The sequence below is a fragment of the Ligilactobacillus aviarius genome, from assembly GCF_001654615.1.
Classification (GTDB): Bacteria; Bacillota; Bacilli; order Lactobacillales; family Lactobacillaceae; genus Ligilactobacillus; species Ligilactobacillus aviarius_B.
On record NZ_LWUD01000053.1, the window covers coordinates 41,798 to 54,123 of the forward strand.

General features: G+C 40.6%; 8 protein-coding genes. 7 read left to right on the plus strand and 1 reads right to left on the minus strand.

Annotated elements, in window-relative coordinates; genetic code table 11:
* Positions 1 to 21: 21 nt before the first annotated feature.
* Both A3O17_RS07695 and A3O17_RS07700 read left to right on the plus strand, forming a co-directional pair.
* Positions 22 to 2,184: a GH25 family lysozyme gene (locus A3O17_RS07695; RefSeq protein ID WP_064572392.1), complete on the plus strand. Its 2,163-nt coding sequence runs from the start codon at positions 22 to 24 to the stop codon at positions 2,182 to 2,184.
* Between the two features lie 97 nt (positions 2,185 to 2,281).
* The gene (locus A3O17_RS07700; protein ID WP_064213170.1) at positions 2,282 to 3,322 is read left to right on the plus strand and encodes a sugar transferase; all 1,041 of its coding nucleotides are present in this window, start codon (positions 2,282 to 2,284) and stop codon (positions 3,320 to 3,322) included.
* A 35-nt stretch (positions 3,323 to 3,357) separates the two neighbouring features.
* Here the strand turns inward: A3O17_RS07700 and A3O17_RS07705 are convergent, their stop codons facing one another.
* Complete coding sequence (locus tag A3O17_RS07705) at positions 3,358 to 4,239, minus strand: beta-1,6-N-acetylglucosaminyltransferase (RefSeq protein ID WP_064213171.1); 882 nt, start codon at positions 4,237 to 4,239, stop codon at positions 3,358 to 3,360.
* 177 nt (positions 4,240 to 4,416) lie between these two features.
* Between A3O17_RS07705 and yjeM the strand changes: the two genes are divergently transcribed.
* The 5 genes from yjeM to A3O17_RS07730 all read left to right on the plus strand — a co-directional run bounded on the left by yjeM (position 4,417) and on the right by A3O17_RS07730 (position 12,227).
* A complete protein-coding gene (gene yjeM / locus A3O17_RS07710; protein WP_064213172.1) occupies positions 4,417 to 5,931 on the plus strand; it encodes a glutamate/gamma-aminobutyrate family transporter YjeM in 1,515 nt (504 codons plus the stop codon).
* Between the two features lie 102 nt (positions 5,932 to 6,033).
* A complete protein-coding gene (locus A3O17_RS07715) occupies positions 6,034 to 7,947 on the plus strand; it encodes a hypothetical protein (RefSeq protein ID WP_064213173.1) in 1,914 nt (637 codons plus the stop codon).
* Between the two features lie 170 nt (positions 7,948 to 8,117).
* Complete coding sequence (locus A3O17_RS07720; RefSeq protein WP_064213174.1) at positions 8,118 to 9,491, plus strand: cytosine permease; 1,374 nt, start codon at positions 8,118 to 8,120, stop codon at positions 9,489 to 9,491.
* Positions 9,492 to 9,615: 124 nt separating this feature from the next.
* The gene (glf, locus tag A3O17_RS07725) at positions 9,616 to 10,731 is read left to right on the plus strand and encodes a UDP-galactopyranose mutase (protein WP_064213175.1); all 1,116 of its coding nucleotides are present in this window, start codon (positions 9,616 to 9,618) and stop codon (positions 10,729 to 10,731) included.
* A gap of 71 nt (positions 10,732 to 10,802) precedes the next feature.
* Complete coding sequence (locus A3O17_RS07730; protein ID WP_064213176.1) at positions 10,803 to 12,227, plus strand: flippase; 1,425 nt, start codon at positions 10,803 to 10,805, stop codon at positions 12,225 to 12,227.
* Positions 12,228 to 12,326: the final 99 nt, after the last annotated feature.

The following is a 12,326-nucleotide window of genomic DNA, read 5'->3' on the forward strand; positions in this document are numbered from 1 at the left end:
AACGAGTGAGAGGAGACCATGATGGAAAAGAAACGTTTTAAAATGTATAAAGCAGGGAAGAAGTGGGTCTTTGCCCCAATCGTTTTCTTCGGATTAACGGCTCTTGGGACCACTTCGGCATCTGCTGACACGGTTCAATCTGCTACGCCATTTTCTTCAAGCCAACAACAGATTCAATCAACCAATGATGAAAAACAACAAGCAATTCAATCATCATCAGTTTCATTAACAAGCAGTTCAAGCAATTCAGAAAAGACGGTTAGTTCAAGTAATAGTCAACCAGTTGCAACCGTAAAAAGTAATGAAGTTTCAAACGTTAAAAATCAAGTTTCAACAGCTTCAACTTCGGCTAAGACTTCAACTCCAGTTGAAAGTGTTCAATCAGCAAAGCGGGAATCTTCAAGTTCCCAAGCAAAAACAAGTGTTAGTTCATCACCTGCAAAGGTTCAAGTAATGAATTTTGCGGTTCAACCGGCACAATCAACAGCCGCAACTTCGAAGACAAATAGCCAAGCGGCTAAGAGTAATTCAAAGGAAACTTCAAAAGTTGCGCAATCAGCTTCAGTAAAGGCTGCTAAGAGCAGTTCGCAATCAGTTTCAAGCTCGATCAAGTCATCCGTTGCAAGTACACCGGTTGAAAAGACAATTCAAAATGAAAACTCAGCCGTTAAGAATTCACCTTCAGTTTCAAATGATTCAAACATGAAGGTCAGTCAAGCAACACCCGTTAACTTGACTCCTGCAAATGATGCTCAGTTGAAGCAAAGTACACCAGCTGAAGTTTCAAATGTAAAGGCAACGACGAATTCAACAAGTACGACTCAAGCGGCAACGCAAACTCAACGAGTTATGCCGGTTTCCTTTGCCGCATCAGGGACACCGTACATCGATATTAGTCAAAATCAAGGCTATGTAACTCCTGATACAGTTGATATTTCAAGTTATCAACCAAATATGTCAGTTAGTGATTTCCAACAATTAAAGAAGTATGGGATTAAGAACGTAATCGTTAAAACATCTCAATATAGTGATTATGTTAACCCATATGCTACTCAACAAATTCAAAATGCTGAAGCAGCAGGATTAAACGTTGCAGTTTATCACTATGCCGGGTTTGCTAATCCAGCTCAAGCAACTCAAGAAGCTGACTATCTTGCAGGAGTTCTTCAAAAGTTAAATGTTCCTAAAGATATGGCAGTAATTTGTGACTTGGAATCAAGCTATACGAAGAATAGCCAAGTTGGTTCATCATTAAGTGCTTTCTGGAAAGAATTAGGCAATAAGGGATATAAAAATCAAGTTCTTTATACATACGAAAGTTATGCAAGTCAATATCCACAAGTGCTAAATACAATTTCACATAATAAGATTTGGATGGCTCAATATCCATACTCACCAACGAACTATTGGAACAGTCAATATGGAGCATGGCAATACAATGATGACGGTCATTGCCCAGGAATCAGTTACACATTTGACCTGAGTCATTGCTATAACCCAAGTATTTTTGCGCGTGGCGGTCAAGCTGCATTGAATGGGCAACAATTTGTAAATGGTCACTGGCAATTCTACAAGAACGGTCAAGCCGTAAGAAACCAATACGTTTGGATCGGCAACCAAAACAAAGAAGTTTACTATGACGGCAATGGCAACATGGTTTACGGTCAACAAAATATTAACGGCCACTGGCAATACTTTGATACTGTAACGGGTGCGCAAGCTAAGAGCCAATATGTTTGGATCGCAAATCAAAACAAAGAAGTCTACTATGACGGCTTAGGTAACATGGTTTATGGCCAACAAAAGATCAACGGCAAGTGGCAATACTTTGACACTGTAACGGGTGCGCAAGTTAAGAACCAATACGTCTGGATCGGTAACCAACACAAGGAAGTTTACTATGATGGCTTAGGCAATATGGTCTATGGTCAACAAATGATCAATGGTCATTGGCAATACTTTGATCCGGTAACGGGTGCGCAAGCCAAGAACCAATATGTTTGGATTGCAAATCAAAACAAAGAAGTTTACTACAATGGCGTTGGGAACATGGTTTACGGCTGGCAAGTCATTGATGGTCATAAACAATACTTTGATCCGGTAACGGGTGCGCAAGTTAAAAACACAACAATTACGATCGATGGTAAGAAGTACACCTTTGATCGGATTGGAAATTTGATTTAGTTTAATAAAAAATGAGGTGTGACATTATGTTGCACCTCTTTTCTTTTGCTAAATAATTAACTATAATTAAAAAAGCTGATGTTAAGGAGAGTGTAAAATGACGAAGATTTTAGTAACAGTTCAAGAACAAACGAGCCAAGCGAATACAGCAGGCTCAAAGGCCAAAGATGACATTATTACGATTGCAAAGGATCAAGGCTACCAAAGTATCGTGGTTGAAAATCCGCAAGGGAAGAAGGCCCGGTTGGCATACCTTTTTAAAGCAATCAGTGGTCAGCTAAAGTCATTTTACAAACTTGATCCGGAATTAATTATCTTTCAGTATTCTGGATATAATCGGTTTATGAGTTATATTGCATTGCACGAACTGAAAAAATACAATAATTGTCCGTTTTATTTGTTGGTTCACGATGTTAAGACTTTGCGGACCAATGAAACGACGAAATTAAACCAGGGCGACTTTTCTAAAAATGAGATCAAGCTTTTTAATAAGTTTGACGGGTTGATCGTTCATAACGAAAAAATGAAAAAGTGGCTGCAAGACAATGGAGTCAAAGTTCCAATGATTTCCCTTGAAATCTTTGACTACATTAACCCGCAACCAATCAATGAAATGCAGAACTTTGACAAGAACGTTAACTTTGCGGGTAATTTATATAAGCCAGTCTTTTTAACAAAGCTGAATACGAAGACCAAGTTTGTTGTTTATGGCGTTAATCCATTAAAATACGGTGATTCGATCGACTATCGCGGCAGTAAGACGCCTGAAGAGATTCCTGCTTTCTTAAATGAAGACTTTGGCCTTGTTTGGGATGGCGAATCACTGACCGAGTGTTCCGGAATCGATGGAAATTATATGCGGTATAACAACCCGCATAAAACATCACTTTATTTGAGTTCAGGGATCCCAGTCATTACGTGGAGTCAGGCAGCGATTGCCGACTTTATTAAACAGCACAATGTTGGAATCGTAATTGATGATTTGAATCAGATCGATGATGTGCTGGCAAACGTAACGAAGGATCAGTACTTAGAACTGAAACATAATGCCGAAAAATTAGCAACTAAATTACGTGATGGCTTTTATACAAAGACGGCTTTACGTAAAGTTGAGAATTTAGCACATCAGAATAATTAAAAAATGATGTTGGAATTTTTTTCCAACATCATTTTTTAGTCGTTATGATAGTAATGATTTAGTTTTTGAATCAACTCGGTTGAATATTCGGGTTCAAATTTACGGGCAAATTGATAATCGGGATTTTGAGTAATCAATTCAAAGTCACGGTTATCAAGATTTGCCGGCCAGCCGCCATTTTGATGCTCCCATTTGACGTACCGATGGAAGTCATTTACGATTCGCGACTGGAATTGAGGATGATTGCACAAAATTGTTTGGACCCAGAATTCATCCGAGAATGCACCGGTCTTGAGCATTTTAATAAATTCCGGGTGGTTATCCATGTAATCAATACAATATTGGGCTGCATCGCGCGGCAAGTCGCACCAGTTAGCGCCGTGATAAAGTTCTAAGTTGATTCCAAGTTTCTTGAGTTTATTAACATGGAACAACATTTGACCATACAGTAAGAAACGATGGTAGAATTTACCGAAGAACGTTCGCCGGTTCACGGTGTCGTAGTTGAAGTAGAACTTTTGCCACCATTCAGGTAATTCGTTAGTGATCCGGTATTCACTTGCTTTGTGGTAAACACAATAAATATGGTCATTATTTTCGTAAAAGTTGTATAGGTCGTCAATGTTCATTACCGGCCAGTCTTGCCCTGAAATTAAATGAACGTGGGTGATTTGCGGATTACTTAAAGCGAGTTTCATTAATCGAAAAGCAGCTTCGCCAATTGACCATCCGCCCCAGTGGACCTCAATTTCTGAAATGTAATGAATTGAGTTTTTTTGCAGCCACTCAACTTGTTGAGCGGTCAGTTTGTATTTTTTATCAAAATGAATGTAAATTTCAAATTTCCGTTGCAGCAACTTTGAAAGCTGGGCAACCTGATCAAAATTCTTATGAGCTAAGATTAAAACAGCTTGCATAAGGGATCCCTCTTTATTCCTTTAAATCATAAAGCGATTTTAGCACAAGTGAAATTGAATTACTATTTGATTTGGAAGTAAGTTGCAATAAATTTAGATAAATATTTGAAAAAGATTAAAAATAAATTAAAATCGTGCTATAATATAGAAAATTTAATCAGATAAGGAATGGTTTTAATGGACGACAACCCCGGACAGAACAAAATTAAGTATGGCAGTTTAGTTTTAATGATTTTCTCAGCAATCTTCGGCTTCAGTAATTCACTAACGGCGTTTTACCAGATGGGTTACTCAAGTGTAATTTGGTATATTTTGGCAGCCTTATTATTCTTCCTGCCGTCAGCATTGATGTTTGCCGAATATGGCGCTTCATTTCGGGAGGCAAAAGGTGGAATCTATTCATGGTTGCGCGGCTCAACAAATGAAAAATTTGCATTTATTGGGACGTTTATTTGGCTTGCGTCATGGATCATTTGGCTGGTTTCATCAACGAACTTCTTTATCGTTTCGGTATCAACGATGCTGTTCGGATCAGATAAAACACAAAGCTGGCACTTTTGGCACTTCTCATCAACCGAAGTCGTGGGAATGCTCGGGGCACTGTTCATTTTGGTCGTTACGTTTGCGGCCAGCCGCGGGGTTGATAAGATTGCCAAGGTGGCAAGTATTGGCGGAATTTTTGCGTTTGCAATTTCAATCTTGTTCAGCTTATTAAGTATTGTTGTGCTGGTAATGCACCACGGGGTATTGGCTGAAAGCATTTCAGGAACCAATAATCTTTTGCGGTCGCCAAATGCAAGTTTCCAAAGCCCGATTGCAATCATTTCATTCCTTGTATACGCAATCTTTGCGTTTGCGGGGTTGGAAACAACTTCAGGCGTGATCGATTCGGTTGACCGGCCTGAAAAGACTTATCCGAAGGCTTTAGTTACGGCGATGCTGTTGATGACGAGTCTTTATATTGTAATGATCGTGATGTGCGGTTTTTCAACTAACTGGAGTCACGTTTTAGGAAAGAGCAATGTTAACCTTGCAAACTGTGAATATGTCATTATTAACAACTTAGGGGTTGAAATCGGGAAGGCATTCGGCATGTCAGCCAGCGGAGCTCAAGGAATCGGCCTGGCATTTGCCCACTTTGCCGGGTTAACGGATGTTTTAGCCGGAATCGGCGGCGCATTTATGATGATTTATTCACCGATCAAGTCATTTGTCCTGGGGTGCGATACGCACTTATTGCCGAAGAAATTAACCAAATTAAACGATAAAGGAATGCCAGCGAATGCAATGTGGCTGCAAGCCGTTGTGGTAATTGCCATCATCTTATTTGTTGCCTTTGGTGGGGATGCAGCCAGCACATTCTTTACTGTTTTGACAGATATGATGAATGTTTCGTCAGCTGCGCCATATCTCTTCTTGATTGGGGCGTTTCCGTTCTTTAAGATGAAGAAGGACATCGACCGGCCATTTGTTTTCTATAAAAAGCAATCAACAACATGGGTCGTTTCAATTATCGTGTGGATCGTAATTGCGGTAAGCATTATTTTTACATGTATCGAACCGGTTTTGCAACATGATTATTCAACTGCCTTTTGGACAGCATTTGGACCAATCTTCTTTGGCTTAGTTGGATGGGCATTGTATGCACGTGCAACGCACAAGCAAAATGAAGAAATTGTTTCTAATCGGTAAAATTTATTAAGAAAGATATAAACTCGAATTTTAAGTTTCCAAAATCAACAAATATGGGTAAAATGATGATAGAGAGTTGAACGGTAAAAAAGGATGGTTAGAATGAAAAAAACTAAAATTGTTCTTTTTACCTTGCTACTATCAATCATGGGGGTCGTTGGTAGCACAAATGCTGCAAGTGTAAATATTTCAAGCAGAAGTGCTGATTTAATGCCTTCTGCAGCTAGTCAATTAATTCAAAATTCATCGTTAAGCGAAACTAATATTGAAAATTCAGAGAGCGGAAAGTGTATTCTGTGGTCACCGCGGATTCGTAACTTTAAGAAGGGTGATCAGGTAAAGGTATTGCTTCCACACGGGAAGTATACGGGAAAAACACTTTCCGTTAAAGTCGTTAATCATGGAGAAGAAATTGCAACGTTAATGCTTGAACACGGGAGCGATTACGGGGTAATTACATTTACAGTCAACGCGAATAGCGGCGAAATTGCCCAAATTATTGCTGGATTTGGCAGCATGGATTTTGGGGCAATTGGTGCTGGTGGTGTGATCGATATTGGTGGCATGACTGGCGGATTCACCGGAAACACTGCATCAAAGGCTCCAGTTGCTCCGGTTATCGGGCTTTCAAGCTCATTGTCAAACCGAAATGACGACAATATTGGAAGTTCATCAATCGATGCGCATTCATCTTCCATTAAGGCAAGCTCGTCATCGTTGAGTTCGAAGTCAAGTCGAATTTCAAGTTCATCAGATGAAGAGGATGGAAAAGCAATTACTCGTAGCTTTCCGCGGGTGAACTCAGGATCAAGTCGGTCCTCATGGTCTTCAAGCTCGTCATACCATGGAAAGGGAATCATTATTGACTATGGTCCGGGACCAGTGTCGATTATCATTCCACCTTCATCAAGTTCGAGTTCATCACTTATTTCTGCATCAAGTACGGATAAAGATACTCATCGCTATCCGGGCTGGTGTCCAGAAAAATCAAGCAGTCGGAGTAAGAGCTCATTGACCGTTAAGAGTTCATCTTCAAAATTGAGCTTGTCATCAAGTAGTCTGGTGAAGGCAAGCTCGTCATCATTGACAGCAAGTTCATCAAGTTTGAAGAAATTACCGGCTTCAAAGAGTTCAAGCACGTCTTCATCAGTTGGTTCATCGCAAAGTTCAAAGCGAAGTGAATCAAAGGTTAAGAGCTCTTCAATCGACAAGCACTCTTCAATGATGAGTTCGTCACTGTTAAGCTGGTCAAGCAATCGAAAATCTTCATCGTCAATTTCGAAGTCAAGTAAATGGGCCAGTTCATCTTCAGTAAAGGAAAATGGACACCATTCACGTGGAAGTATCATTATCGTTGTTCCGGTTCCTGAACCAGGGCCGGTGAAGGAGAATTCGGTTTCAATTAATTTGAGTCACTCTTCATCAACGATAAAGGTTCCGGCAAAAATTAAGCATTCTTCAAAGAAATTGCCAAAGGTTTCCAAGAAGGTCAAACCAGCGGAACCAAAATCACATAAAAATGCCAAGGCGAAGACTGAACCTGCAAAGGCAAAATCAGTCAAGGCAGCTAAAGCAAAGACCAAAGCTGAATCGCGTTCGAAGCGGAAAGAACGGGTCGCTGAATTGCCACAGAAACAGACAACTAAGCGTGCTGTTCGGCAGGCTTCACAGCCAATGGTTGATCAAAACGGCAATCCTCATTTGAATCCGCAACAAGTACGGACACTTGAACATGAAATGCCCCAAGCAGCTAAGGCCGCAAAAACGATGCAAAAGACGGCTGCTCAGTCGTCACCACATTTGTCAGCGAAAGCATCAAATCCTTCAAAGCAAGGATTGACGCTGAAACATCGGAATGCTGCTCATCCGGTTTCAAATGTTCACCGGGTTACGTTGCCGATTCAAGGAATTTTACCAGCAACCCGAATGGATCCGTATACTTGGGTGTACAGTCTAGTGGGATTGGCAATTATGATCGTTTCAGGAAGAGCATTCTTCTCAAAGAAACGAAAATAATAATTGAATTTTAAAATTAAAAATGGAATAATATTTCACAGAGCAAAATAAGGGATGTCAGTGAGCATTCATTTTACAACGTGGACGAATAATAGCTATTGAATTAATCGGACTATTGGATTTTGAATGCCAGTAGTCCGATTTTTTTGATGAGAAAGGGTGGTTGATTAATGGAAAAACAGAAAACTTATCCAATTGAACAGATCCCGGTTGAAAACCGGCATATGTCGCATTGGGATATGTTCGCAACGTGGATCGGCGCAAATGCGAATAACGGAACGTGGTACATTGGCGGGGTTGTTGCTGCGTGCGGCTTGGTGCTCGCGACTAAGGTTTTGATTGCATCATCGGCATTGTCATATGTTTTGCTTTCGCTTGTTGGTTTAATGGGCTACATTACCGGCGTCAGTACAATGGCTTTGACCCGAAGTTCATTTGGAATTCGCGGCAGTTACGTGCCATCGGTAATCAACGTGGTTCAGTTTGTCGGCTGGACAGCGGTAAATACTTTTATCGCAGCGACATCGTTAAGTATTCTCTTCCATGACTTCTTCGGGTGGAAGACATATAATGCAACCTCAAACACGGGAATTTTCGGCGTGGTCATTGGAGTGTTGGTAATGAGTGTCTTGCACTTGATCAGCGTTTCAATGGGAGAACGCTCAGTCCAAATTATCGAACGGATCGGAATCATCTTTGTGATCGGCTTTGTGATCTGGGAATCGATCGTTGTTTTCCGGACGGTGTCATTTCACCAGTTAGTAACCTGGGTCGTTCCGCATTCAGAACAATTAAAAGCCGGTCATGCCATGGATATTTTAGCGGCCTTTAACCTTGCCTGGGTCACAGCCGGGGCTGACTTTACCCGGTTTACGGCCAAGAAAGGGGCAGCAACGTACGCCTCGTTCTGGGGTGCGCTGATCGGAGTTCTGTGGTTTGCGTTGATCGGAGTTGTTTCCACGATCAGTATTGCCATCACATCAGGCCAATTCAATCCGAACAACTCAGATCCAAGTACAATTGCGAATAAACTTGGCTTAGGGGTCTTAGCGATGATCGTTATTGTTTTAACAAGTATGACGGCTAATGCGGCCAACTTGATGGCAGCGGCCTCGGCGTTAAATAACCTTTTCCATAAGATCAAATTACGCAAGGCATTATGGATCGTTACGATTCTGGCCACCTTTGTAACGTTTATTCCGTTGATCGTCGGCAGTTTCTTAGATACGTTTGAGGCGTTCTTAAATTACATTGGCATGATTTTAGGACCGATGATCGGAATTATGATCACCGACTTCTATGTGGTTCACCATCAACAATACGAAATTGATGAATTGACAAAGGTCAATGGCAAGAATTGGTATCATGGCGGAGTTAATTACTTTGCTTTTGCAGTCTGGATCATTGGAATTGTGATTTATAACCTTCTCCAACACGTCCCAGTGATCGTGGATGTAACCGGGGCAACCTTCATTGCGATGATCATCAGCGGAATATTATACGGAATTGGACAGCGTTGGGCCCTAAAAAATGTTTTTGAATAGTTTACGAAATTTGTTAAATTATCTTGAGGAATCTTGACAAAACAAGCGAGATTATCAATAATTATCTAGTATTACATTAGTTTTGATAAGTGAAAAAACAACGAAATTAAGGAGATTTAACTCAATGACAAATTATTTAGTTGTTGGTGCCGGTCTTTTCGGCGCAACATTTGCTCACGAAGCAGCTAAACGCGGTCACAAGGTTCACGTAATTGAAAAGCGGGACCACATCGCAGGAAATATTTACACAAAGGAAGTTGACGGAATTCAAGTTCACCAATACGGGGCTCACATTTTCCATACTTCAAAGAAGGAAATTTGGAACTATGTAAACCAATTTGCTGAATTTAACCGTTACACAAACAGCCCAATTGCAAACTTCCATGGCGAAATCTACAACATGCCATTCAACATGAACACTTTCAACAAGCTTTGGGGCGTAATCACACCTGAAGAAGCTGAAAAGAAGATCGAAGAACAACGGGCGGTCTTGAACGGCAAGCGGCCAGAAAACTTGGAAGAACAAGCCATTTCACTTGTTGGAACGGACATCTACAAGAAGCTTGTTAAGGAATATACTGAAAAGCAATGGGGTCGGGATGCAAAGGAATTACCACCATTCATCATTAAGCGGCTTCCAGTTCGGTTTACATACGACAACAACTACTTTAACGATACATATCAAGGAATTCCAATCGGCGGTTACACGCAAATCGTTGAAAAGATGTTAGATGATGACAACATCACGGTTGAAACGAACACCGACTTCTTCGACAAGAAGGATGAATACTTGAAGGATTACGACAAGGTTGTCTTTACCGGAATGATCGACCAATTCTTTGACTACAAGTTAGGTGAATTGGAATACCGGAGCTTACGGTTTGAAACCGAAGAACTTGACGTTGACAATTACCAAGGAAATGCCGTTGTTAACTATACGGATAAGGAAACTCCTTACACCCGGATCATTGAACACAAGCACTTTGAATTCGGAAAAGGTGACAAGGGGAAGACAGTCATCACCAAGGAATACCCTGCAACATGGCACCGCGGTGACGAACCATACTACCCAATTAACGATGCCAAGAACAACGCATTGTACAAGAAGTACGTTGAACTTGCTCAAAACGAAGCCGACAATGTTATCTTTGGCGGTCGGTTAGGTCAATACCGTTACTACAACATGGACCAAGTTATTGGTGCTGCTTTAGTAACCGTTGAACAAGAATTTGGAAAATAATTGATTCGAAAATAAAATCAAGGAAGAGAGTAGGTGGGATTGCCGCTCTCTCTTCTTTTATAGGTGATTAGATGAAAGTTTTAAAGAATTACTTATATAATGCGGGGTACCAGATCTTAGCCTTGATCGTCCCGTTGATTACAGCGCCGTACATCAGCCGGGTTCTTCACCCAGCCGGGGTCGGGTATAACGCATATACCAACTCAATTATTCAGTACTTCGTATTGATGGCCGATTTAGGGATCGCAATGTATGGGCAGCGGGAAATTGCCTATGTGCGTGAAGACCCGAAGAAAATGTCGCAAACGTTCTGGGAAATTCAATGCTTGAAGTTCTTCACAACCACGGTTACATATTTCTTGTTCGTGATTTTTCTGCACGTTTATGATCGTTATACGGTTTTCTTGTGGATTCAATCATTGAACATCATTGGAGCTGCCTTTGATGTTTCGTGGCTGTACCAGGGGGTTGAAGATTTCAAACGAACGGTTCTGCGGAATACGATGGTCCGGTTATTGTCATTGGCACTGATTTTTATTTTAATTAAAAATTCGAGTGATGTTGGCAAGTATATCTTTATTGTTGGATTTTCAAACTTATTTGGAAACTTAACCTTATGGCCACACTTACGGAAAATGTTAGTGCCGGTGAAAATTAAGTCACTTCATGTGTGGCATCATTTATGGCCGACGATTGGCTTATTCATTCCGCAAATTGCGACTTCCGTTTATTTGCAATTAAATAAGACAATGCTTGGGGTAATGATGGGCACGAAGTACTCAGGCTTCTACCAAAATTCAGATACGTTGGTCAAGATGGTTCTTTCACTTGCAACAGCTTTAGGGACAGTAATGTTGCCGCACATGTCAGCAGCGTTCGTTAAGGGTGACAAGGAGAAGATGCATCAATTGCTTTACAAGTCGTTTGATATGCTTTCGATCCTGGCATTCGCGATGACGTTTGGAATCGCAGCAATTTCAACAAATTTGGCACCATTTTTCTATGGTAAGAGTTTCTGGCCAGTTGGTCCGGCAATGATGATTGAATCATTAGTTATTATTTTGATTGCATGGAGCAACACCATTGGTCAGCAGTACCTTGTCCCGACAAATCAGGTTAAAAAATTCGGAACTTCAGTTGTTTTAGGTGCATGTTTTAACTTCGTTACCAACTTTGCATTCATTGACTTGTGGGGATTAAAAGGTGCAATGTGGGCAACGGTTGCTTCTGAAGCCGTTGTTACCGGCTACCAGATGTGGTCTGTGCGGAAAGAAATTCGTTTTGCTGAAATGTTTAAAAATACATTTAAGTACTTAGTTGCTGGGTTAGTAATGTTTATTCCGGTTTACTTAATGAATATTAGACTGCATACCAGTGTAATTACGTTAGGACTTGAAGTTATTGTTGGAATTATTATTTATATTGCAATGATTCTGATTTTGAAACCGACGAGTCTTCAAACGGTCTTTCAAATGATAAAACGTAAAAATCATTAAGGAGAAAAGAGGCTGTGACATAAGTATTCAATAAACAGCCTCAGTTATAAAAATAGCGAAATGCAATTTAAAAAATTGGATTTCGCTATTTTTTTCTTT

Coding starts and splice junctions, on each gene's coding strand:
- A3O17_RS07695 (WP_064572392.1), top strand. CDS start 22: ATGGAAAAGAAACGTTTTAAAATGTATAAAGCAGGGAAGAAGTGGGTC.
- glf (WP_064213175.1), top strand. CDS start 9,616: ATGACAAATTATTTAGTTGTTGGTGCCGGTCTTTTCGGCGCAACATTT.
- A3O17_RS07705 (WP_064213171.1), bottom strand. CDS start 4,239: ATGCAAGCTGTTTTAATCTTAGCTCATAAGAATTTTGATCAGGTTGCC.
- A3O17_RS07730 (WP_064213176.1), top strand. CDS start 10,803: ATGAAAGTTTTAAAGAATTACTTATATAATGCGGGGTACCAGATCTTA.
- A3O17_RS07700 (WP_064213170.1), top strand. CDS start 2,282: ATGACGAAGATTTTAGTAACAGTTCAAGAACAAACGAGCCAAGCGAAT.
- yjeM (WP_064213172.1), top strand. CDS start 4,417: ATGGACGACAACCCCGGACAGAACAAAATTAAGTATGGCAGTTTAGTT.
- A3O17_RS07720 (WP_064213174.1), top strand. CDS start 8,118: ATGGAAAAACAGAAAACTTATCCAATTGAACAGATCCCGGTTGAAAAC.
- A3O17_RS07715 (WP_064213173.1), top strand. CDS start 6,034: ATGAAAAAAACTAAAATTGTTCTTTTTACCTTGCTACTATCAATCATG.